At 51.6% G+C, this 22,733-nt stretch carries 27 protein-coding genes and 2 pseudogenes; 8 read left to right on the top strand and 21 right to left on the bottom strand.

Annotation, left to right across the window (positions count from 1 at the left end; translation table 11 throughout):
* Positions 1–122 precede the first annotated feature (122 nt).
* The gene (locus OGY71_RS02550; RefSeq protein ID WP_032934480.1) at positions 123–992 is read left to right on the top strand and encodes a MurR/RpiR family transcriptional regulator; all 870 of its coding nucleotides are present in this window, start codon (positions 123–125) and stop codon (positions 990–992) included.
* Positions 993–1,111: 119 nt separating this feature from the next.
* Positions 1,112–2,554 (top strand): pyruvate kinase, encoded by a 1,443-nt coding sequence (gene pyk, locus OGY71_RS02545; protein WP_003833821.1) that lies wholly within the window; start codon positions 1,112–1,114, stop codon positions 2,552–2,554.
* A 46-nt stretch (positions 2,555–2,600) separates the two neighbouring features.
* Here pyk and lpxM read toward each other — a convergent pair whose 3' ends face one another.
* The 3 genes from lpxM to znuA form a co-directional block, all read right to left on the bottom strand.
* Positions 2,601–3,572, bottom strand: a complete 972-nt coding sequence (gene lpxM, locus OGY71_RS02540) for a lauroyl-Kdo(2)-lipid IV(A) myristoyltransferase (protein WP_020996628.1) — start codon at positions 3,570–3,572, stop codon at positions 2,601–2,603.
* 120 nt (positions 3,573–3,692) lie between these two features.
* Positions 3,693–5,012, bottom strand: a complete 1,320-nt coding sequence (gene mepM / locus OGY71_RS02535; protein WP_003833825.1) for a murein DD-endopeptidase MepM — start codon at positions 5,010–5,012, stop codon at positions 3,693–3,695.
* 15 nt (positions 5,013–5,027) lie between these two features.
* The gene (znuA, locus tag OGY71_RS02530) at positions 5,028–5,972 is read right to left on the bottom strand and encodes a zinc ABC transporter substrate-binding protein ZnuA (RefSeq protein ID WP_003844151.1); all 945 of its coding nucleotides are present in this window, start codon (positions 5,970–5,972) and stop codon (positions 5,028–5,030) included.
* A gap of 78 nt (positions 5,973–6,050) precedes the next feature.
* On the opposite strand from znuA, the gene znuC reads away from it, so the two are divergent.
* Together znuC and znuB are read left to right on the top strand one after the other, a co-directional pair.
* A complete protein-coding gene (znuC, locus tag OGY71_RS02525) occupies positions 6,051–6,806 on the top strand; it encodes a zinc ABC transporter ATP-binding protein ZnuC (RefSeq protein ID WP_286612787.1) in 756 nt (251 codons plus the stop codon).
* On the top strand, positions 6,803–7,588 hold the full coding sequence (znuB, locus tag OGY71_RS02520; RefSeq protein WP_003833831.1) for a zinc ABC transporter permease subunit ZnuB: 786 nt from the start codon (positions 6,803–6,805) through the stop codon (positions 7,586–7,588). The genes znuC and znuB overlap by 4 nt, the downstream gene beginning before the upstream one ends.
* A gap of 78 nt (positions 7,589–7,666) precedes the next feature.
* On the opposite strand, the gene ruvB is transcribed toward znuB, so the two are convergent.
* From ruvB to aspS, 6 genes are all read right to left on the bottom strand, one after another.
* On the bottom strand, positions 7,667–8,677 hold the full coding sequence (ruvB, locus tag OGY71_RS02515) for a Holliday junction branch migration DNA helicase RuvB (protein ID WP_003034872.1): 1,011 nt from the start codon (positions 8,675–8,677) through the stop codon (positions 7,667–7,669).
* 8 nt (positions 8,678–8,685) lie between these two features.
* Complete coding sequence (gene ruvA / locus OGY71_RS02510) at positions 8,686–9,297, bottom strand: Holliday junction branch migration protein RuvA (protein ID WP_003034869.1); 612 nt, start codon at positions 9,295–9,297, stop codon at positions 8,686–8,688.
* Between the two features lie 80 nt (positions 9,298–9,377).
* A complete protein-coding gene (gene ruvC, locus OGY71_RS02505; RefSeq protein ID WP_003034867.1) occupies positions 9,378–9,899 on the bottom strand; it encodes a crossover junction endodeoxyribonuclease RuvC in 522 nt (173 codons plus the stop codon).
* Between the two features lie 34 nt (positions 9,900–9,933).
* A complete protein-coding gene (locus OGY71_RS02500) occupies positions 9,934–10,677 on the bottom strand; it encodes a YebC/PmpR family DNA-binding transcriptional regulator (protein ID WP_003833836.1) in 744 nt (247 codons plus the stop codon).
* 28 nt (positions 10,678–10,705) lie between these two features.
* The gene (gene nudB / locus OGY71_RS02495) at positions 10,706–11,149 is read right to left on the bottom strand and encodes a dihydroneopterin triphosphate diphosphatase (protein ID WP_003833839.1); all 444 of its coding nucleotides are present in this window, start codon (positions 11,147–11,149) and stop codon (positions 10,706–10,708) included.
* A gap of 1 nt (position 11,150) precedes the next feature.
* On the bottom strand, positions 11,151–12,923 hold the full coding sequence (gene aspS / locus OGY71_RS02490; RefSeq protein ID WP_003833841.1) for an aspartate--tRNA ligase: 1,773 nt from the start codon (positions 12,921–12,923) through the stop codon (positions 11,151–11,153).
* A gap of 287 nt (positions 12,924–13,210) precedes the next feature.
* Between aspS and OGY71_RS02485 the strand changes: the two genes are divergently transcribed.
* From OGY71_RS02485 to OGY71_RS02475, 3 genes and pseudogenes are all read left to right on the top strand, one after another.
* On the top strand, positions 13,211–13,777 hold the full coding sequence (locus tag OGY71_RS02485; protein ID WP_003833842.1) for a hydrolase: 567 nt from the start codon (positions 13,211–13,213) through the stop codon (positions 13,775–13,777).
* Positions 13,774–13,869: pseudogene (locus tag OGY71_RS02480) on the top strand (hypothetical protein); the annotation flags it as partial. The gene OGY71_RS02485 and the pseudogene OGY71_RS02480, both read left to right, overlap by 4 nt.
* Before the next feature lie 261 nt (positions 13,870–14,130).
* Positions 14,131–14,370, top strand: a complete 240-nt coding sequence (locus tag OGY71_RS02475; protein WP_000497460.1) for a DinI family protein — start codon at positions 14,131–14,133, stop codon at positions 14,368–14,370.
* Between the two features lie 85 nt (positions 14,371–14,455).
* On the opposite strand, the gene OGY71_RS02470 is transcribed toward OGY71_RS02475, so the two are convergent.
* Both OGY71_RS02470 and OGY71_RS02465 read right to left on the bottom strand, forming a co-directional pair.
* Positions 14,456–14,866 (bottom strand): hemerythrin domain-containing protein, encoded by a 411-nt coding sequence (locus OGY71_RS02470; protein WP_001017846.1) that lies wholly within the window; start codon positions 14,864–14,866, stop codon positions 14,456–14,458.
* A gap of 191 nt (positions 14,867–15,057) precedes the next feature.
* Complete coding sequence (locus OGY71_RS02465) at positions 15,058–15,390, bottom strand: hypothetical protein (protein ID WP_286612784.1); 333 nt, start codon at positions 15,388–15,390, stop codon at positions 15,058–15,060.
* A gap of 78 nt (positions 15,391–15,468) precedes the next feature.
* Between OGY71_RS02465 and OGY71_RS02460 the strand changes: the two genes are divergently transcribed.
* Positions 15,469–15,711 (top strand): DinI-like family protein, encoded by a 243-nt coding sequence (locus tag OGY71_RS02460; RefSeq protein WP_200015075.1) that lies wholly within the window; start codon positions 15,469–15,471, stop codon positions 15,709–15,711.
* 68 nt (positions 15,712–15,779) lie between these two features.
* Here OGY71_RS02460 and OGY71_RS02455 read toward each other — a convergent pair whose 3' ends face one another.
* The 10 genes and pseudogenes from OGY71_RS02455 to OGY71_RS02415 all read right to left on the bottom strand — a co-directional run bounded on the left by OGY71_RS02455 (position 15,780) and on the right by OGY71_RS02415 (position 22,669).
* Complete coding sequence (locus OGY71_RS02455; protein WP_257680066.1) at positions 15,780–16,211, bottom strand: tail fiber assembly protein; 432 nt, start codon at positions 16,209–16,211, stop codon at positions 15,780–15,782.
* Positions 16,212–16,215: 4 nt separating this feature from the next.
* Positions 16,216–16,467: a gp53-like domain-containing protein gene (locus tag OGY71_RS23255; protein ID WP_479915586.1), complete on the bottom strand. Its 252-nt coding sequence runs from the start codon at positions 16,465–16,467 to the stop codon at positions 16,216–16,218.
* Positions 16,468–17,072: 605 nt separating this feature from the next.
* A pseudogene (locus OGY71_RS02450) lies at positions 17,073–17,379 on the bottom strand (gp53-like domain-containing protein); the annotation flags it as partial.
* Positions 17,380–17,390: 11 nt separating this feature from the next.
* Complete coding sequence (locus OGY71_RS02445) at positions 17,391–17,972, bottom strand: YmfQ family protein (RefSeq protein ID WP_270422746.1); 582 nt, start codon at positions 17,970–17,972, stop codon at positions 17,391–17,393.
* Positions 17,963–19,021, bottom strand: a complete 1,059-nt coding sequence (locus OGY71_RS02440) for a baseplate J/gp47 family protein (RefSeq protein ID WP_234662048.1) — start codon at positions 19,019–19,021, stop codon at positions 17,963–17,965. Before OGY71_RS02440 ends, OGY71_RS02445 begins: the two co-directional genes overlap by 10 nt.
* On the bottom strand, positions 19,008–19,433 hold the full coding sequence (locus OGY71_RS02435) for a phage GP46 family protein (protein WP_049015482.1): 426 nt from the start codon (positions 19,431–19,433) through the stop codon (positions 19,008–19,010). The genes OGY71_RS02440 and OGY71_RS02435 overlap by 14 nt, the downstream gene beginning before the upstream one ends.
* Complete coding sequence (locus tag OGY71_RS02430) at positions 19,378–19,980, bottom strand: phage baseplate assembly protein V (protein ID WP_286612780.1); 603 nt, start codon at positions 19,978–19,980, stop codon at positions 19,378–19,380. Before OGY71_RS02430 ends, OGY71_RS02435 begins: the two co-directional genes overlap by 56 nt.
* Positions 19,980–21,059 (bottom strand): phage baseplate assembly protein, encoded by a 1,080-nt coding sequence (locus OGY71_RS02425; RefSeq protein WP_286612778.1) that lies wholly within the window; start codon positions 21,057–21,059, stop codon positions 19,980–19,982. Before OGY71_RS02425 ends, OGY71_RS02430 begins: the two co-directional genes overlap by 1 nt.
* Entirely contained in the window at positions 21,056–22,357 is a 1,302-nt protein-coding gene (locus OGY71_RS02420; RefSeq protein ID WP_286612775.1) for a DNA circularization protein, read from the bottom strand. Before OGY71_RS02420 ends, OGY71_RS02425 begins: the two co-directional genes overlap by 4 nt.
* A gap of 120 nt (positions 22,358–22,477) precedes the next feature.
* On the bottom strand, positions 22,478–22,669 hold the full coding sequence (locus OGY71_RS02415; protein ID WP_086550238.1) for a hypothetical protein: 192 nt from the start codon (positions 22,667–22,669) through the stop codon (positions 22,478–22,480).
* Positions 22,670–22,733: the final 64 nt, after the last annotated feature.

Below are 22,733 nucleotides of genomic sequence, written 5' to 3'. Positions count from 1 at the left end.
ACTATTTTGTCCATTTTGCCCCGTTGCTGCACTAGCAGGGGTACTATCTACCAGAGTTACCACTCGATTTCCCCTTATCGTTGAAATCGTTTTTGCCCATGACCCATGAGTCTACCTACATCATGAATATGCTGGAAAAAATCCAGTTAAAACTGGAACATTTGAGCAAGTCAGAGCGTAAAGTCGCCGACATTATTCTTGCCTCTCCCGAGCGGGCAATTCACTCAAGCATCGCCACGCTTGCTGTAGAAGCCAACGTCAGCGAACCGACGGTGAACCGTTTCTGTCGTAGCATGGATACGCGCGGCTTCCCTGATTTTAAACTGCATCTGGCACAAAGTCTGGCAAATGGTACCCCTTATGTTAATCGCAATGTGGATGAGGATGACAGCGTAGAATCTTATACGGGGAAAATCTTCGAATCGGCGATGGCAAGCCTTGACCACGTTCGTCAGTCGCTGGATAACACAGCGGTAAACCGGGCGGTAGATTTGTTAACCCAGGCGAAGAAAATCGCCTTCTTTGGTTTAGGTTCTTCCGCCGCGGTCGCGCACGACGCGATGAACAAATTTTTCCGCTTTAACGTACCGGTAATCTATTCCGACGACATTGTCCTGCAACGGATGAGTTGTATGAATTGTAGCGACGACGACGTCATTGTGCTTATTTCTCATACCGGAAGAACCAAAAGTCTGGTTGAACTGGCGCAGTTAGCAAGGGAAAACGACGCTATGGTTATCGCCCTCACCTCTCCCGGCACGCCACTGGCGCGTGAAGCCACGCTGGCTATTACCCTCGATGTACCGGAAGATACTGACATTTATATGCCCATGGTCTCTCGACTTGCTCAACTGACCGTGATAGATGTGCTGGCTACAGGATTTACTTTGCGCCGAGGGGCAAAATTTAGAGATAACTTGAAGCGTGTCAAGGAAGCGCTCAAGGAATCGCGTTTTGATAAAGAATTACTCATCAAGAGTGATGACCGCTAAAAGCAATAACAATGTTCTACCCTTTTATCATCCGGGTCGTTCATTTTACCGTTAATGTTTGAGAACGGCCGGATTAATGTTCACGCAACACCTAGTTGTTTCAGTCAACGGAGTATTACATGTCCAGAAGGCTTCGCAGAACCAAAATCGTTACCACGTTAGGCCCGGCAACTGACCGCGATAACAACCTTGAGAAGATTATCGCCGCGGGTGCGAACGTCGTACGTATGAACTTTTCCCACGGCTCTCCAGAAGATCACAAACTGCGGGCGGATAAGGTCCGTGAAATTGCCGCAAAACTGGGACGTCATGTAGCTATTTTGGGTGACCTGCAGGGACCTAAAATCCGCGTATCTACCTTTAAAGAAGGTAAAGTTTTTCTTAATGTTGGCGACAAGTTCCTGTTAGACGCCAACCTCGGTAAAGGCGAAGGCGACAAAGAAAAAGTCGGCATTGATTATAAGGGACTGCCTGCAGACGTCGTGCCTGGCGATATCCTGCTGCTCGACGACGGTCGCGTACAGCTTAAAGTGCTGGAAGTTCAGGGCATGAAAGTCTTCACCGAAGTCACTGTCGGTGGCCCGCTGTCCAATAACAAGGGCATCAACAAACTGGGCGGCGGTCTCTCTGCTGAAGCCCTCACCGAAAAAGACAAAGCCGACATCATTACCGCAGCGCAAATCAGCGTTGACTATTTGGCTGTCTCCTTCCCGCGCTGCGGCGAAGATCTAAACTATGCCCGCCGTCTGGCGCGCGACGCCGGTTGCGATGCGAAAATTGTCGCCAAGGTAGAACGTGCAGAAGCCGTCTGCGACCAGAATGCGATGGATGACATCATCCTGGCTTCTGACGTAGTGATGGTAGCCCGTGGCGACTTGGGTGTTGAAATCGGTGACCCTGAGCTGGTAGGTATTCAGAAAGCGTTGATTCGCCGTGCGCGTCAGCTGAACCGTGCGGTCATCACCGCCACACAGATGATGGAGTCGATGATCACCAACCCAATGCCGACTCGTGCGGAAGTGATGGACGTGGCTAACGCCGTCCTCGACGGTACCGATGCCGTGATGCTCTCTGCCGAAACAGCAGCAGGTCAGTACCCGGCGGAAACCGTCACGGCAATGGCGCGCGTTTGCCTGGGTGCAGAGAAGATCCCAAGCATCAACGTCTCTAAACACCGCCTTGACGTGCAGTTTGATAACGTTGAAGAAGCGATTGCGATGTCAGCGATGTACGCTGCTAACCACCTGAAAGGGGTCACCGCTATTATCGCTATGACGGAGTCTGGTCGTACTGCGCTGATGACTTCTCGTATCAGTTCCGGTCTGCCAATTTTCGCGATGTCTCGTCATGAACGTACGCTGAATCTGACCTCTCTGTATCGCGGTGTCACCCCGGTTCACTTTGACAGCGAAACAGATGGCGTCGTTGCCGCCAATGAAGCAGTGAACCTGCTGCGCGATAAAGGCTATCTGGTTTCCGGCGATCTGGTGATTGTGACACAGGGCGATGTGATGAGCACTATTGGCTCAACTAACACCACGCGTATTCTGACCGTCGAGTAACGCCAGCGTTTGATGTAAAAAAGCCTCTCGTTTGAGAGGCTTTTTTTTATTTCTTCGGATAGAGATCTTTGCGCTTATAGGGCTCAATCTCGCCGGGTTTACGCGTCTTAAGCAGTTTCAGTATCCAGGTGTATTGTTCGACATGAGGCGTGACAAAAATTTCCACCTCTTCGTTCATTCGTCTGGCAATGGTGTGGTCATCCGCTGTCAGGATGTCATCCATCGGAGGACGGACCTTAATCGTCAGGCGGTGCGTTTTACCGTCATACACCGGAAACAGCGGCACTACACGCGCGTGGCAAACCTTCATCAAGCGACCAATTGCCGGTAACGTTGCTTTATAGGTAGCAAAAAAATCGACAAACTCGCTGTGCTCAGGCCCATGGTCCTGATCCGGCAGGTAGTATCCCCAATATCCCTGACGTACAGACTGAATAAACGGTTTGATGCCATCATTACGTGCATGTAATCGGCCTCCGAAACGACGGCGCACCGTGTTCCAGACGTAATCAAATACCGGGTTCCCCTGATTGTGAAACATTGCTGCCATTTTCTGTCCCTGGGAAGCCATCAGCATCGCCGGGATATCTACACCCCAGCCATGAGGAACGAGAAAAATCACTTTTTCATCGTTGCGGCGCATCTCTTCGATGATTTCAAGGCCCTGCCAGTCAACCCGATTCTGAATTTTCTCCGGACCGCGCAGGGCCAGTTCCGCCATCATGACCATCGCCTGAGGGGCTGTCGCGAACATCTCATCGACAATGGCTTCGCGCTCAGCTTCGCTGCGTTCAGGAAAACAAAGGGATAAATTGATCAGTGCTCTGCGACGAGAGCTTTTTCCCAAACGTCCAACCATCCGTCCGAGCTTTGCCAGAATAGGATCGCGAAATGACGCCGGCGTTAACGCAATCCCAGCTATCGCCGCTACACCCAGCCAGGCGCCCCAGTAGCGCGGATAGCGAAATGATTTATCAAACTCAGGGATATACTCAATATTCTTTTTTTTCGTTTCCATGCTCTTCCAGTGTCTGGTGCGGCGAAAAGTAGATCTGCTGATAGTGTAGCGGCGCACGATGCGCCGTACAAAATAAAAAAAGCCGGCACGCATCGCGTACCGGCTTTATCAGTGTGCTAATTAATCAAAACGTAGCTGAGGCATAACTTCTTTCACCTGCGCCAGATAATCGGTGCGATCCGAGCCGGTCAGACCTTCTGTACGCGGCAGTTTCGCCGTCAGAGGGTTCACGGCCTGCTGGTTGATCCACACTTCGTAGTGCAGGTGCGGACCGGTTGAACGCCCGGTGTTACCTGACAGCGCGATACGATCGCCACGTTTCACTTTTTGACCTGGTTTCACCAATAGCTTACGCAGGTGCATATAACGGGTGGTGTAGGTGCGACCATGACGTACCGCAACATAGTATCCGGCAGCGCCGCTACGCTTCGCTACGACCACTTCACCATCGCCTACCGACAGTACTGGCGTCCCCTGCGGCATCGCAAAGTCGACACCTTTGTGCGGTGCTACGCGTCCAGTCACCGGATTCAGGCGACGCGGGTTAAAGTTCGAGGAGATACGGAACTGTTTCGCCGTCGGGAAACGCATGAAGCCTTTCGCCAGCCCGGTACCGTTACGGTCATAGAACTTACCGTCTTCAGCACGGATGGCGTAATAGTCTTTGCCTTCAGAACGTAAACGCACGCCCAGCAGCTGGCTTTGCTCGCGCTTACCGTCCAGCATTTCGCGAGACATCAGCACTGAGAACTCATCGCCTTTTTTCAGTTTGCGGAAATCCATCTGCCACTGCATGGCCTTAATCACCGCGCTGATTTCAGAGCTGGTGAGTCCGGCTTCTTTGGCGCTGGCGACGAAGCTTCCGCCCACGGTGCCTTTGATTCGGCTGTTAACCCAATCTCCCTGCTGCATTTCGCTGCTCATCTTGAAACCCGTCGCGGTGCGATCGTAAGTGCGGGTTTCACGGCGGGACACTTCCCAGGTCAGGCGCTGCAGGTCACCTTCCGCGCTTAACGTCCAGGATAACTGTTGACCAATTTTCAGATTGCGCAGTTCTTTATCGGAAGCAGCGAGCTGACTGATGTCGCCCATATCGATGCCGTACTGATTAAGAATACTGCTCAGCGTATCGCCTGTGGAGACGACATACTCATGCACGCCGGCTTCACCAGACGTTTTGTCATCCAGTTCATCCTGCGGAATGGCTTCGTCTTCCTGCGCGGCCTGATCGATAGGTTCACTGGCCTCAGGCAACAGCGAACGAATCTCGCTTTTTTCCAGCTCGATAGTTTTAACGATGGGTGCAGAATCGGGATGGTAAACATAAGGCCGCCAGACGGCGACGGCCAATGTCAGTACGGTAAGCGACCCCAGCATAACGCGATGGGGTCGCGGCAGATTATTAAATGCCAGAGCGACAGAGCGGGCTATCTGTTGCACGTATTCACTTCCTCATTAATCTCCTTTCAGGCAGCTCGCATACTGGTTGGCTAATTGGTTCAAAAACGCTGAATAGCTTGTTTTACCCAGTTTGATATTCGTTCCGAGCGGATCCAGCGTTCCCATTCGAACGGATGTCCCTCTCGCGACGGCTTCAACGACCGCTGGCCTGAACTGTGGCTCAGCAAAAACGCAGGTTGCTTTTTGCTCAACCAACTGTGTTCTTATTTCATGTAAACGCTGCGCACCAGGTTGAATCTCAGGGTTCACGGTAAAGTGACCAAGCGGTGTTAGTCCGTAGTGTTTTTCGTAGTAGCCATAGGCGTCATGAAAAACGAAATAACCTTTTCCCTTGAGCGGTGCGAGCTCGTTACCTACCTGCTTATCGGTTGCGGCTAATTGTGCCTCAAAATCCTTCAGGTTGGCGTCAAGTTTGGCTCGACTTTGCGGCATAAGTTCCACTAATTTTTCATGGATTGCAACCGCTGAGGCCCGCGCTATCTCTGGGGAAAGCCAAAGATGCATGTTGTAATCGCCATGATGGTGATGCTCGTCACTTTTTTCACTGCCAGCATCATTGTGTCCATGATCGTCATCGTCGTCATCAGCACCTTTCATGAGTAACGGTTTCACGTCATTGAGCTGCGCAATCGTTACCTGTTTCGCGTTAGGAATATTCTTGACTGACTTTTCCATAAACGCTTCCATCTCAGGCCCAATCCAAACAACTAAGTCCGCGCCCTGTAAGCGTTTTACGTCTGATGGACGCAGTGAATAGTCATGTTCGGAAGCCCCATCAGGCAACAGAACCTCAGTGTCTGTTACCCCGTCTGCAATGGCTGAAGCAATAAACCCCAGCGGCTTGAGCGAGGCCACCACAGCGGCATTTGCTGCCTGTGTTGCACTACCCCAAAGAGCAGCGGATAATGCTGCGAAAAGAAGCGTATTTTTATGTAACATAATGCGACCAATCATCGTAATGAATGTAAGAAATGTGATATTATAACATTCTATAACTTCTGCAAGACTAAAATTGATATGACGACTTTGGTTTCACTGGAAAATGTCTCGGTCTCTTATGGTCAACGCCGCGTCCTGTCTGACGTATCGCTTGAACTTCGACCCGGTAAAATTTTAACGCTTCTCGGCCCAAATGGCGCCGGGAAGTCTACGCTGGTGCGCGTTGTATTAGGGCTGGTAGCGGCTGATGAGGGAGTAATCAAGCGTAATGGTCAATTGCGGATTGGCTATGTACCGCAAAAAATGTACCTCGATACTACGCTGCCACTGACGGTAAGTCGGTTTATGCGCTTACGTCCCGGTACCAAAAAAGAGGATATCCTTCCGGCACTGAAGCGCGTTCAGGCCGGGCATCTGATGGATGCGCCGATGCAAAAGCTCTCTGGCGGGGAAACACAACGCGTCCTGTTGGCCCGTGCTTTATTGAATAAACCTCAGCTACTGGTGCTCGATGAACCAACCCAGGGCGTGGATGTCAATGGGCAGGTCGCACTGTACGACCTTATCGACCAGTTGCGACGTGAACTGGATTGCGCCGTACTGATGGTTTCCCATGACCTGCATCTGGTGATGGCCAAAACCGATGAGGTACTGTGCCTGAACCATCATATTTGCTGTTCCGGTGCGCCGGAAGTGGTTTCTATGCACCCGGAATTCATCTCAATGTTCGGGCAACGCGGCGCCGAACAACTCGGAATTTACCGTCATAATCACAATCACCGCCACGATTTACAGGGTCGTATCGTCTTACGCCGGGGAAATGGTCACTCATGATTGAATTGTTATTACCCGGTTGGTTAGCCGGGATCATGCTGGCCTGTGCCGCTGGCCCACTCGGCTCGTTTGTAGTCTGGCGTCGAATGTCTTATTTCGGTGATACGCTGGCCCACGCTTCGCTGCTGGGGGTCGCCTTTGGCCTGCTGCTGGATGTAAACCCTTTCTATGCGGTTATCGCCGTCACCCTGTTGCTGGCTGGCGGTCTGGTATGGCTGGAGAAGCGCCCTCACCTTGCGATCGATACCTTGCTGGGTATTATGGCGCACAGCGCGTTGTCATTGGGGCTGGTTGTTGTCAGCCTGATGTCCAACATCCGTGTGGATCTGATGGCTTACCTGTTTGGTGATTTGCTCGCCGTGACGCCAGAAGATCTTATCTCCATCGCCATCGGCGTGGTTATTGTTCTGGCGATTCTGTTCTGGCAGTGGCGCAACCTGCTGTCGATGACCATCAGTCCTGATCTGGCATTTGTCGATGGTGTGAAGCTGCAACGCGTGAAGCTGCTGCTGATGCTAGTTACGGCGTTAACGATTGGTGTGGCGATGAAGTTTGTCGGGGCGCTGATTATCACCTCACTGCTTATCATCCCTGCGGCGACCGCCCGTCGCTTTGCCCGTACGCCGGAGCAGATGGCAGGGGTTGCCGTTGGAGTGGGAATGATAGCGGTTACAGGCGGGCTGACCTTCTCGGCCTTCTATGACACCCCGGCAGGTCCCTCCGTGGTGCTGTGCGCCGCGCTGCTGTTTATTTTCAGCATGATGAAAAAGCAGGCGAACTAAGCATGCGTTGCCCGGTGGCGCTGCGCTTACCGGGCCTACAAAATCGCCCAGGCCTGATGAGCGTCACGACATCAGGCACTAAGGCATCTGTGGCGGTGTAATGCCAAAATGGTTCCAGGCGCGCACGGTTGCCATACGTCCACGCGGCGTACGCTGCAGAAAACCTTGCTGAATCAGATACGGCTCCAGCACGTCCTCAATGGTTTCACGCTCTTCCCCAATCGCCGCTGCCAGGTTATCCAGTCCTACCGGTCCGCCAAAGAATTTATCGATAACCGCCAGCAGCAGCTTACGGTCCATATAATCGAATCCTTCCGCATCCACATTGAGCATATCCAGCGCCTGGGCGGCAATATCAGCCGAAATCGTGCCGTCATGCTTCACTTCAGCGAAATCGCGTACCCGGCGTAATAAACGGTTGGCGATACGCGGCGTACCGCGGGCGCGGCGTGCCACTTCCAGCGCGCCTTCATCGCTCATTTCCAGGCCCATAAAGCGTGCGCTACGCCCAACAATGTGCTGCAGGTCTGCCACCTGATAGAACTCCAGGCGCTGCACAATACCAAAACGGTCACGCAGCGGAGAGGTTAACGACCCGGCGCGCGTCGTCGCCCCGATTAGCGTGAACGGCGGCAGATCGATCTTAATCGAACGGGCAGCCGGCCCTTCACCAATCATGATATCCAGCTGATAATCTTCCATCGCCGGATACAGCACCTCTTCCACCACTGGTGACAGACGATGAATTTCATCGATAAACAGCACATCGTGGGGTTCAAGGTTGGTAAGCATTGCCGCCAGGTCCCCTGCTTTTTCCAGTACCGGACCGGACGTGGTGCGCAGGTTAACACCCATTTCATTAGCGACAATATTGGCAAGCGTAGTTTTACCCAGACCAGGAGGACCGAAAATCAGCAGGTGATCGAGAGCATCACCGCGCAGCTTCGCCGCCTGGATAAAAATCTCCATTTGCGAACGGACCTGAGGCTGGCCAATATACTCTTCCAGCAATTTTGGGCGAATCGCACGATCCACCAGATCTTCAGGGGTAGTGCTGACAGCCGAAATCAGGCGATCTGCTTCAATCATCCGTTACCTCACAATGCCGCGCGAAGCGCTTCACGAATCAGGGTTTCACTGCTGGCATCAGGGCGGGCAATTTTGCTCACCATGCGGCTGGCTTCCTGTGGTTTATAGCCCAACGCCACCAGCGCAGCAACCGCTTCCTGCTCGGCGTCGTCCGTTGTCGGACTTGCCGGAGACGTCAGGACCAGATCCGCTGCTGGCGTAAAGAGATCACCATGTAAACCTTTAAAGCGGTCTTTCATTTCTACAATCAGGCGTTCTGCGGTTTTTTTACCAATACCCGGTAATTTCACCAGCGCGCCCAGCTCTTCGCGCTCCACGGCATTAACGAACTGCTGAGCAGACATACCGGAGAGGATCGCCAGCGCCAGCTTCGGTCCCACGCCATTGGTTTTGATTAACTCTTTAAACAGCGTGCGCTCTTGCTTGTTGTTAAAGCCATACAATAGCTGAGCATCTTCTCGCACCACAAAATGGGTGAAAATAATCGCTTCTTGCCCGGCTTCCGGCAACTCGTAGAAACAGGTCATCGGCATATGCACTTCATAGCCTACCCCGCCCGTTTCCAGAAGGACCAGCGGGGGTTGTTTTTCAATAATGATGCCTCTGAGTCTGCCTATCACGTGACGCTCCTGCGTTAAGGGCTAAAAGGTAATGCGCTATCATAAAAAAAGGCTGGATAGATATCCAGCCTCATTTGTCACTAACGTAATCGACCTCGCGCCAAATTCAGCCTCGACTCGCTCATTTGCATGGCGTTCTGACTGACATGGCAGTGGGTAATGGCAATCGCCAGTGCATCCGCAGCATCCGCTTGCGGATTCGCCGGGAGTTTTAGCAGCGTGCGTACCATATGCTGGACCTGGCTTTTTTCCGCGCTACCGATCCCCACCACGGTCTGTTTTACCTGGCGGGCCGCGTATTCAAAGACCGGTAGATCCTGATTGGTCGCCGCAACGATTGCCACGCCGCGAGCCTGTCCCAGCTTTAGCGCCGAGTCGGCGTTCTTCGCCATAAAAACCTGCTCAATGGCAAAATAGTCCGGCTGAAACTGGGTGATGATTTCCGTCACGCCCGCGTAAATCAACTTCAGACGTGACGGTAGATCGTCGACTTTGGTGCGAATGCAGCCGCTGCCGAGGTAGGTCAGCTGCCTGCCGACCTGACGAATAACACCATAACCGGTGATGCGCGACCCCGGGTCAATGCCGAGAATAATAGACATCACGCATCTCCTGTTATTTTATGGCTTAACCACATCATTCTAAGGTGGCAGCAACCTCATCGGAGATTTCACCGTTGTGGTAAACTTCCTGCACGTCGTCGCAGTCTTCTAGCATATCGATCAGACGCATCAGCTTCGGCGCTGTTTCTGCATCCATATCCGCTTTGGTGGATGGGATCATAGACACTTCAGCTGCGTCCGCTTTCAGACCAGCCGCTTCCAGCGCGTCACGTACTTTGCCCATCTCTTCCCACGCGGTGTAAACGTCAATTGCGCCGTCGTCGAAGGTCACAACGTCTTCAGCACCTGCTTCCAGCGCCGCTTCCATGATGGCGTCTTCGTCGCCCTGTTCAAAGGAGATTACGCCTTTTTTGCTGAACAGATAAGCCACGGAACCGTCGGTACCGAGGTTACCACCCGTTTTCGTGAACGCGTGACGCACTTCCGCAACGGTACGGTTACGGTTGTCAGACAGACATTCAATCATAACGGCTGTACCGCCAGGACCGTAACCTTCATAGATGATGGTTTCCATGTTGGAATCTTCATCACCACCCACACCGCGCGCGATTGCACGGTTCAGGGTGTCACGGGTCATGTTGTTAGCCAGCGCTTTATCAACCGCTGCACGCAGACGCGGGTTAGCATCCGGATCGCCGCCGCCCAGTTTAGCCGCCGTCACCAGCTCACGAATTATTTTGGTGAAAATTTTACCGCGTTTAGCATCCTGCGCTGCTTTACGGTGTCTGGTGTTGGCCCATTTACTATGACCTGCCATAAATAATATCTCCAAAAAGCGCGCCTTTTCAGGCGACGTTAATTACAAACTCTTCAATCGCCTGCCGGTTACTCCACGACTTGGTTAATTGGGCGGCTTCAACCGCATTAACCCAACGATAGGTCAGATGTTCGGTGAACACGATCTTTCGTTCTGAGGGAAGTGCCAGGCAAAACCAGGATTCAGTATTACGTTCAATTCCCGGTGCATAGCGATGACGTAAATGGCTAAAAATCTCAAACTCCACCGTGCGCTGACAGTCAATTAAGGTCAGTTGCTCAGATGCAACATCAATGGCGACCTCTTCCTTTACTTCGCGCATAGCGGCTTGCGACGCGGTTTCACCTTCTTCAAGGCTGCCGGTGACCGACTGCCAGAAATCAGGATCGTCGCGTCGCTGTAACATCAGCACTCTCCCGGTGTCCTTTGCATAAATCACGACTAACACCGAGACAGGCTGTTTATATGTCATATCAGTTATTCTCGGCCTTCTTAACAACCTGAATGCTCAGTTCCGCCAGCGCAGCTGCGTTGGCAAAGCTTGGCGCTTCAGTCATCAGACACGCTGCAGCCGTGGTTTTCGGGAAAGCAATAACGTCACGAATGTTGTCAGTACCGGTCAACAGCATAGTCAGACGGTCCAGACCAAACGCCAGGCCCGCATGCGGCGGTGTACCATATTTTAGCGCATCCAGCAGGAAGCCGAATTTCTCACGCTGTTCTTGCTCATTAATGCCCAGAATACCGAATACGGTTTGCTGCATGTCGCCGTTGTGAATACGCACGGAACCGCCGCCTACTTCGTAGCCGTTGATGACCATATCGTACGCGTTGGCAACCGCGTCTTCCGGCGCAGCTTTCAGCTCAGCAGCCGTCATATCTTTCGGCGCGGTGAACGGGTGGTGCATTGCGGTCAGGCCGCCTTCACCATCGTCTTCAAACATTGGGAAGTCGATAACCCACAGCGGCGCCCATTTGGCTTCGTCGGTGATGTTCAGGTCTTTACCCAGTTTCAGACGCAGCGCGCCCATCGCGTCGGCAACTACTTTCTTGTTGTCGGCACCGAAGAAAATCATGTCGCCGTCCTGTGCACCGGTACGTGCCAGAATCGCTTCCACAATTTCTGCGTTCAGGAACTTAGCAACTGGGCTGGTAATACCTTCCAGACCTTTCGCACGTTCGGTGACTTTGATGTAAGCCAGGCCTTTCGCGCCGTAAATCTTGATAAAGTTACCGTAATCGTCGATCTGCTTACGACTCAGTGCAGCACCGCCCGGTACACGCAGAGCAGCTACGCGACCTTTCGCATCGTTTGCCGGACCAGAGAACACTGCAAACTCAACGTCTTTCACCAGATCGGCAACGTCCACCAGCTCCATCGGGTTACGCAGGTCTGGTTTATCGGAACCGTAGCGACGCTCAGCTTCGGCAAAGGTCATGATCGGGAAATCACCCAGATCCACGCCTTTAACTTCCAGCCACAGGTTACGTACCAGCGCTTCCATCACTTCACGCACCTGCGGTGCGGTCATGAAGGAAGTCTCAACGTCGATCTGGGTAAATTCAGGCTGACGGTCAGCTCGTAAGTCTTCATCACGGAAGCATTTTACGATCTGATAGTAGCGGTCAAAGCCAGACATCATCAGCAGCTGTTTAAACAACTGAGGTGATTGCGGCAGCGCGTAGAATTTACCTTTATGTACGCGAGAAGGTACCAGGTAATCGCGCGCGCCTTCCGGCGTTGCTTTGGTCAGCATCGGTGTTTCGATGTCGAGGAAGCCGTGGTCGTCCATAAAACGACGCACCAGGCTGGTGATTTTAGCACGCGTTTTCAGGCGCTGCGCCATTTCAGGGCGACGCAGATCTAAATAGCGATACTTCAGTCGCGCTTCTTCGGTGTTGACGTGGTTAGAGTCCAACGGCAGCGAGTCTGAACGGTTGATGATGGTCAGATCGGAGGCCAGTACTTCAATTTCGCCCGTCGCCATATCGGCGTTGACGTTTTTCGCGTCACGCGCACGCACAGTGCCCGTAACCTGGATGCAGAACTCATTACGCAGTTCGGAGGCCAGCTTTAACGCGTCCGCACGGTCCGGATCGAAAAATACCTGCACGATACCTTCGCGGTCGCGCATATCGATAAAGATCAGGCTACCAAGATCACGACGACGGTTGACCCAACCACACAGAGTCACCTGCTGCCCCTCGTGGGACAGACGTAGCTGTCCGCAATATTCTGTACGCATGAGATATCCCTTAACTTTGCCGCAGGCGGATTGTCACCTGTCTCGCAGATGACGAAGTCGCAGCTTTAGCTGAATGTCACAACTGAATGAAAAAAGGCGGCTATTATACTGGAAATTCTGCCGCACGATAAGAGCCTACTGGGATAGACTCTCAGTCCGGTACTGACTGTACGCCTGTTTCCTGGACGGGCATTGCGTAATCTCACAAAAAATAACAAAAATTGTCGCCCCTTTCACACTGATTCGCGATTAAGGTGTAACGGAATTCTTTTATTACTGGAGTGACCATGCTGGAATTGAACGCTAAAACAACCGCCCTTGTCGTGATTGATTTACAGGAAGGGATCCTGCCTTTCGCTGGCGGACCTCATACGGCACAGGATGTGGTTACCCGCGCCGCGCAGTTGGCGGAAAAATTCCGTGCCCACGGTTCCCCGGTGGTAATGGTGCGCGTTGGCTGGTCTGACGATTACGCCGAAGCGCTGAAACAACCGGTAGATACTCATACTCCGGCAAAAGCGTTGCCCGAAAACTGGTGGCATTACCCGGCTGCTTTGGGGAAATGCGCCAGCGATATCGAAGTGACTAAACGCCAGTGGGGAGCCTTCTATGGCACCGATCTGGAATTGCAGCTGCGTCGCCGGGGCATCGATACCATCGTCCTGTGCGGCATCTCAACTAACATTGGCGTGGAGTCAACGGCGAGAAATGCGTGGGAGCTGGGTTTCAGTCTGATCATTGCAGAGGATGCCTGTAGCGCCGCCAGTGCTGAACAACACCAGGGCAGCATGACTCACATTTTCCCGCGCATTGCGCGCGTTCGCAGCGTGGAGGAGATTCTGCAAGCGCTATGATCTATATCGGTTTACCCCAGTGGTCGCATCCAAAATGGGTGCGTCTGGGGATCACCAGCCTTGAAGAATATGCCCGCCACTTTAACTGCGTGACGCGGTAATTTTTAAAATCACTAAAGAACGCCCAAGAGCATGTGTTTTCTTTAGGTTAATCAGTGCATTATAAGACGCCTCCATATGAAATTCGGTTAAGTTCATATGAGTTAAAATGTCCCAACCATGCCCCAAAACTGGCATTTATGCCCCATACATGCCCCAAAAACCTTCCTTAAAAAGCTACGTGCCCAACCGTTGACGCTGTATAAATAAACAGTATAAATTGCGTGCAAAATCATTGTTGCTTTGGAGGCGGTATGTTCGTTGAGTTGGTGTACGACAAACGGAATGTTGAAGGATTAACAGGTGCCAGAGAAATAATTCTGAATGAGTTAACAAAGCGAGTGCACCGGATCTTTCCGGATGCAGAAGTGAAGGTTAAGCCGATGCAGGCGAACGGCTTAAACAGCGATGCCAGCAAAAGCGATCGGGAGAAGCTGAACCGCATGCTGGAGGAAATGTTTGAAGAATCCGATATGTGGTTAGTTTCGGAGTAGTGCCAGCTTTTACCAAGTCCTTTTCATACCTTTCTGGATACGGGAAACCAAATTCCCGTATTGGATGAACCATTGCCGCCCTTTTTTAAAGCTGCTCTACCAGCGGATAAAAATTATGATCCTCGCGCTGCATTCGTTCATGCACCTTGCGCAACACTACATTCGCGTCGCGGCGAAATGCCTCGTCACAATTGATAAGCTTATTTGCCGTATTCCAGCGACGGGAAAACTTTTCATACTCGGCAACAATATCAGCCATCTCGCGCTGAAAATTTACGCTCATTGTTTTTAGCTTTTGATCGTTCACCTTTTCCAGATAAGGATATAAAAACTGATCTTCGGTAGAAAGGTGTACTTTAATCACAGAACTCATACTGATAACGGTTTGAGCGATTTCTTGCGCATGAGCCGTCACACCCGCCCGGCTAAGCTCCCTGAGGCGGCTAATTTTATGGATAATCTCGGCATGCTGGATCTTCATTTTATCAATATTCACTGGGGAATCCCTTAATGAGCTTTGCAATTTATAACATATATATTAAATGCATCTTTAAAAATAAGCAATCTGAGTTGTTTTTATTAAATTTTATAAATTTACGTTATGTAAATACATAATAAACAAAATTTGAATGCAAATATAAAGAGATCTATTGCCAATCTTCGGAATTTTTCTATCGTACATATGTCTCAAAACTGCGCCAATGCCGCCTCAAGAAATATCGCAGCATCAGTGCTGTTGATAAAGTGCGTCACCCGCCTCATAACCTCAGCCTCTTCAGCTGCATCACCTTCGATCGCTTCGCCGTCATCCGTGATTAACGCTTTCCCCCTAAGCTTCGCAAACTGCGTCCGACCTCCGGACAGAATCAACAGCGCATCACCCTGCTGTGGGCGCGTGACCGGGACGATGATCGCATAACCCGCCGACGTCTCGAGGATGCGACTGTCGGGAGTCATGCAGACACTGGCTGGCGTAACCCGCTGCTCTATATAGTCGGTAGATGGTGAAGGAAAGCCCATGTTTACGCCCTCTCTTGAATGCTGGATAAAAACACAGTATAAATACTGTATACCCATACAGTAAAGGAGCAATGAGCAATGTTCGTGGAACTCGTTTATGACAAAAGGAATTTTGATGGTCTGCCCGGTGCAAAAGATATCATTCTGGGCGAGTTGACCAGGAGGGTTCACCGTATCTTCCCTGATGCTGATGTGAGGGTGAAACCTATGATGACGTTGCCGGCGATCAATACTGACGCCAGCAAGCATGAGAAGGAGCAGATTAGCCGTGTGGTTCAGGAAATGTTTGAAGAGGCTGAATTCTGGTTAGTGAGTGAGTAAAGATTTTCAATGCCCGCCACAGTTACGTTTGATTACGCTGTGGCGGATATTCATTTTCGTAAACGTTCCTATGCAGGTTGGTCTGGCCAACTAAATTCAGCGGTAATAGCCTCTTCCGCCGGGATGGATTTCACTTTATTTTTATAGGCCAGCCACGCCGACAACTTCGCTCTGTTGGCGTCGCTGATTTCACCGAGCATTAGTTCTGTGCGCCAGTCGAGCATAATAGCGTCAGCATTAACAATTAATCGCTGCCGCTCATTTTCAGCGATAGCGATCATCTCAGCCCGCGTTAATGGAGGAACGTCAACCCATGCAGGCCTACCCGCAACAGAACCAAGTTTCATACCTGCTGGCGGCGTTGTTCCCCGATATATATTCACTTCTTCAGCAGTGCAGAGCACAGCATCTGCGGGCCATGACTTATCCGTATATGTACCATCAGTTTTATATTTTTCACTGATAAATGAATTAAATTCGGCCGTATAGTAAAAGTTCATATTATCACCATCCGATAGCTATATATTGAACGCTGTGAGCAGCAATGGCTCCACCGTTTCTTTCGTAAATAAAAATATCAGCATTTGAGCGTGTCGGTGTCTTTACCTGAACACCGACCATTCCTCCCCCCGTATCCGAAGAAACTGCAACAGGGATGACGGCAAGGCATGCGTTGGGAAATAATTCAGGGAAAGTGAGAGTTGAAGAAATAACATCTGAGCCACTGACACCTGTCAGCGTCCCAAACTGAACCATCAGCCCACCAGGTTGGTCTGGTATTCTTATGACATCATTAGCCTGAAAACTCCGCTTCGGAAGAAATGCTTTCAGCAATGCGGCGTCTATCAGCTTTTTCGACGTACCCGCAGTAACTTCTGAGGCGTTTGCTATTGGGCCAATACCAAAATTATTAAGAGCGGAACTGACGTTGTCTGCCCCGGTACCTCCCTTATTTATTGGGGCGATGTCTTCAACGGAAAGACCGCCAAGCTCTAAATTGGATCGAGCTCCAGCAGGTGTAGATGCCCCGGTTCCACCTCCAGATAAAGGGACAGGCTCAGATGAGGTCCAGATTCTGCGCACAGAGAATGTTCTTGAGCCCTGATGCCCTGCAATCATGACCTGATAACGACTAAAATACTCATCCGGTGTCGATGAGAACCAGATGTCCACATGTCGGGTTATACCGTCATATCCAATAACATCCATGACAGCATTAAATGTTGGCTGAGTAATAACAATCTGAGCCGGTACATTACTCATGTCAGACGATTTTATGAAATATCTTGCTCCGGGGACAAAATTAAACTGCTGCCAGTCAAGTGCAGTCAGTATATCCCCAGTCCCCGCGATTCCCAGTGTCGGCAATCCAAGGTTTGAGAGAGCCTCTGCAATTGCTGCAGCTCCGTCTGCTTTAATATCTGCAAAAGGATGTGCGCGGCTTAGCAGCAGTGCTTTCATGGCAGTCAGTAACTGGTTATGTTTTGATTTTTCCAGGTTAACGCCGCTTGCTTCGACCACTCCCGCCAGTTCTTCCTGCAACATGTCGAAATAGTCGTCATCCAAATCAGTGGCAGGCGTTCCTGTTTGCGGGTTTCCACGGGTAAAGCCGTTCTTGCCCGCGCCGAATTTATCTTTCTGCGCAGTAGGTGTGTCAATACGATGCATAATGTCTCCGGTTACGGATATTTGAAGATTACGTAGGTATGGGACGGGCAGAGTTTATTGATCACGCATTCAGCTACCGTATCACCCCAGTAACGAATCGGTGTTTCACAATTGTCCGAGCAGGTCATCCAGGTGGCATCTGTTGAAGCAGGCATATTCACCTGCCAGTAATAACGCCATTCAATTGAATAGGTCGCCTCCACACACGGCGACGTACAATTGAAAGGTCCCTTGTTATAGCGCGTGATAGTGGCGTCGGGTTTTCCCAGTGCAGCCAGTTGGCGAAGGTAGAAATCTTCGTTGATTCCTCCAGTAAGATTAACTTTTGCATCCAGCCGCTGCTGTCTCTGCCGTAACGTCTGGGTTCCTGGAGGAATGCATTCATCAGGCAGACCGCAGCACCGCTCCCATCGGTCAATAAGTTCTGCTGTGGTACGCGGATCAAGCTCCAGCATGAGTTCATCAACACGCTGATGCGCCCTGAACAAAGAAGGAGCTACGCCACTTATTGCAACATCGTCAACTGACCATGCAGGTCCTGGTGGAAGCAGCGCACTCAGTAACTGGACATAATCGTCATTACTCACGCCCACGTTATTACCCCCAGTACAGCCAGTTCATTTTTTGCAACTGGCGTATCAACTGTTGGAGAAAGTAGCTTATGGCTGTGCTCACCGGCAGCTATAGAAATCGCCTCGCTTGTACGGGACAGCTCAAGCGTCCCTTCCGGATAGCCGTCACGCAGCAGGAATGAACGAAGCTCGGCCTCAACTGCGGCACGTATTTCAGGAGTATCCGGGTTCAGGTCAATGGTGTAGTTGACCGTTTTTGGCGTCCCCTTAAATACATAGAGGTTTGAACCCGCTACGGGCGCCAACGGTTCAATATGTGCCTGAGCCGCAGCAACTGTTGCATCATCAAGAATCGGGTTAATCAGGTCGCTACTGGCAATCATAACGCCGACCGTTCCCGTCCCCATCCAGTGCCGGTAAGTCCACGCGCGTGTTACGCCGGGCACTTCTTTTGCCCAGACAACATAATCTCCGTCAGCGCCGCCTTGCGGGGTCCAGTAGTAGCGTTCCAGGACACGGGCACGCCAGACATCAAGGTCTTCAATATCAAAACCGCCAGTGACCGTATCGGCCATGCCGCCGGAAGGAAGTCCGTTAACCGGCGTAACCAGTGAGAGCGCCTCACCATCATCCATGTTTCCGGTCATACCTGTCATGCTGCAGACAACGGGTACACGAAGCACGCCACCGGCACTTGTTGCGTCTGCCTGAACGATGTACTGGACGAGATCGTCACGCTGAATTACCGAGCCGGCGCTCACCTTCAGCCCGTTCGTTACGCCATCCCAGCGCATAAAACCTGATGCGGCTACGGCATCTTTTCTCGGGCATCGCTTCATAGCAGCATGCCGATAAAGCCATGACTCATCGCACAGGTCAGGCAGCATATTCATCGCCAGATAATCGATATAGCCATAAACCGTATGCAGCGCCCCGGCATAAACCTTGGCCCTGACATCTTCATCCATGCGGCGAAGCTCATCATTGATGTCAAGGCGTGCAAAAAGGTCTGTGCGGATCATGCTGATGTTTTCGGCCAATGTTGGCCGCTGAAATTCACTGTCCGCCATTGGTGATTACACTCCACAGATCATTAAAAGAAATCGTTACCGGACCATCCCGTCGCCAGAGAACAATCTTATTCCCCAGTTCATTAATACCGGTTCGCTGGATATCAATGTCGATACGAGATACCACACCGTCATCCAACATCCATTGAAGAGCTTCACGCAGATAGTTGCGTACGGTATTCACCAGGGCGTTCGTGAGCTTGCTCCGCTGGAGTAGCCACAATTTCGAACCATAACGGTCGTTCGCGACAACCGGCCAGGTATCGCCCCACCACCCCATCGGAACATCAGCGTTATCATCAGGATCGGCGCGGCGGTGGGTGAATAAAGAAATCACTACAGCGCGGGTGAGCGGATCAAGTTGAGAACCGGCGCTTACCCGTTTCCCATTTACCGTAAGCCAAAGTTCCATCACCCCCCATTTGTTTATCAGGTTTATCCGTGTTATTGCCCTGCCCGTTTTCTCTGTGTTTATGCCCGTTATAAGCAACACGCATCGCCGATATTGTCTGGCCAGAAGTATCACAGAGGTCTTTGATCTGGCCCGTTGACTCAATATCCATTTCAAAGCGGGCTTTAGGCGCGTTTTTAAACGTAATCACCTTGCCACCACCATCAACAACAATCCCGGAGCGCGTCAGCGTGACTGACTGTCCCTGGTCATCGTAGAGAGCGACCTCCCCCGTTTTGAGTCCCTTCATGCGATAGCGACGATCAGACACGTTGATCGCAACGGCGTGAGAACGGTCGCCATCAGGAAAAAGAACAACAGCCTCAGCACCCGCTATTGCACAAGAAGTGAAGCCATAGGGTTCAAGGTGCTCAATGTCCGCCTTTTGCTGCCCAGCCAGTAACTCAACATCTATCATCTGGCACTTAGAAGCCGCGTTGATACTCTTCACCACAGCGCGGCCAATGAGTCCCAGAACCTGTCTCTGAAGGCTTTGCATTACTCCCATTAGAACGGGTCCTCTTTAACTTTGCGTTTTTTAGCACGCTTCTGACTGCTCTCTTCGGGCTCAGGAAGATAGGCATCCGGCGGCCCGACTCGTAACTCTGTCAGGGTGCCGTTATTGTCTTTAGTGAATGAGACTTCAGAGATGAGGAGTTCGCGGTTGTTGAATCCGCAGACCGGATCGAAAACAATAACCCGCTGGTTTGGCTGCCAAAGAGAACCATCCCCCTGTCGCCAACCCCACACCGTGTACGTGGTTTCATCGGTACGTGCAGCTCGCTGGCGCGCCTCGAATTCAGCACGCGCAATGCAACTGGCTCCAGTGGACTGCCCCGTCTGCTGTACTGCCATGGGACGATAGCGGCCAATTGAGGCATCTGTTGTTTTTGCACGAAGAGCCGTTGTGGTAGCAGCACCAAAATCATCATCATTTCCTGCGCGCTGCCCCGATACCTGGTACGTTGAAAAACGTTCACGGATGCTTTTCTCGGTGTCGCAGGAAATAATGTTTTTCCCCAGCACCAGAGCTGTATGAGCACGCGTGCTACCAATGCCGCCGATAACCAACCTTCCGCGCGGATCGTCGTAGGCAAGCGCCTGCTGCTGTCCAAGCATCTTGTTCAGGACTTCAATAACCGTTTCACCGTGATCGGGTTGTACACCGGGAATAGCGCCACCCGGTGCACCAGCGTTTACAACCGCTATACCGAAAGGTCTGGCAAGCGCTGAGGCCACCTGAACGAGTGATTGCCCATTGAATTGTGTCGGCTCAGCAGCGCAATCAATCAGATCAGCAGTCAGGCTGCGCCCGCTAATTCCGACACTAATTGAACGAGCATCGTAGCGAACCGGCGTTGCTTCAATCCAGCCAGTGACCACCAGATCATCACCGATTAGAACCTCGACTTTGTCGCCGTTTTTAACCCTGGGCTGAAGTGACGCAACACCATCACCACCGGGCCACTGTCGGGTGATCTCTACACTAAAATCTCGAGCCAGACGCTCAATCCCGGAACCGATACGAATTGACGTCCAGCCCCCCCACTCACGACCGTTAACACGGAGAGTTACGTTATCGCTCATCGTACAGGAACCCTCAGCGGAGATACCGGCACAAAGCCGGGGTGAGCCACAGCATTGCGCCTGACAATGTCAGACTCCCGTGAAGCGTTATCGAACCAGGTTGCTGCCAGAACCAGTGCCGGAGTTACCTCATCAGGCGTTCTGATGACGGTCTTTTGGGTCTGCACCAGGCGGTGTTTTATGTCGTTGTTAAGGTCAGATTTCACCCGGCGCAAAGCCAGAAACAAACGGTCATCGGTCGTGCGGGATAGTTCTTTATCAATAGCAGTATTCAGCGTGTCGCGGATATCAACGAGGTCATCCCACGTCGGCACATCAACCGCCGCCGTTTCATCTGGTGCGTTATTCAGCTCAGGATGAGTAACAGAAGGCCAGCCAGTGGACTGCTGGCTTTGTTCGCTTGTGGTGATAACTGGCGCGGGTAACGTTGTGACAGCGTAAACCGCTTCGCTTATGGCTGTTGTGCGTACTGCACTGGCAACATAATTCCCCTGTTCCTTACTGAGCTGTGTGCTTTTGCTGTCCGTTTTCCATATACCTCGCGGGGCCATATCTGATCCCAACGAAATCCCGGCGAACCCCTTAATCATTTTCATAACGTCAGAAGCATTTCCGGATAGTCTGTTCGCCGTGCGCCACACTTTCTGAATAGCTTCGACATATCCTTTTCCTGATGACGGAGGAGGAAGAAGAACAGAAATATCACCCTGCATAAGTCTCGCTGCGTCTGCGACATAGCTGTCGACCATCGCCATAGAATCAGAAACAAAGTCCAGGATGCCAGTGGCACGCTCAAGCACATCTCCCTGAGCGAAGTCAGGCAAACCATCCATGCCGAACTGTTCAAAGTTGTCGCTGATACAATCATCAAGTGCTGAACAGGAAGATACCAGCGTGTTAGCTGTTGCTGCGCCAGCCGTTGGATATTCAAGTTCACCCGCTTCGACGAACTGCAGATCAAAGCGCACCATCCGCCCTTCACTACTGGTCGTGCCAACACGGATCTCACCATCAACACAGACGTTAAGCTCACCATATGTTGGATGTACCAGAGTGCCAGGTCCTGGTTTATTCAGTGCTTCAATTAGTCTGTCACGCTGTTCGAAACAATCGTCGCCGACGACATAGGCGGTGATATTTGGCCGGAAGGTGACCTTACCGAGATCTTCGGTGTAGGGTTTATCGCGGTTGGGGTATTCGTGTGCTTCAACTCGACGGCCAACCGCCGCCCCTTCACCTTCGAACTTAAATGGTACGCCACGGAATGACGCATCCTGAAGTCTGTCTTTCCACGCCATATAAACTCCGGGCATTAAAAAACCCGCCGAAGCGGGTTAAATTATCGATATGGGAATTCACATATCGCCTGTATGGTAGCCAAAACCGGAAACGATGCTTATACCTAACTCACGTCCCGCTCAGTCCACGGCAGAAGTTATTTCATGATGCAACGAGCGTTCCTGCCAGACAATCCAGGCAACCGCTGCCTCCCATGATATATATCCGTTATCGCCATTTGTCGCCCGGCGGAGATCAACTGCATCGCCAAACCTTTCAATGATGAATTTTTCAAATTCTGTGCGTTTTTCTTCGTCGTGCGTTGAATCCATGTTCTCCCCAGCGGCATCCTGATCATCGCTCTGATTGCATAAAAAATAGCATACCCGTTAGGGT

Source organism: Citrobacter sp. Cpo109 (assembly GCF_030332565.1).
In the GTDB taxonomy this organism is placed as follows: domain Bacteria; phylum Pseudomonadota; class Gammaproteobacteria; order Enterobacterales; family Enterobacteriaceae; genus Citrobacter; species Citrobacter portucalensis.
The sequence above is the reverse complement of the archived record's forward strand: the minus strand, read 5'-3'. Positions and strand labels throughout refer to the sequence as shown.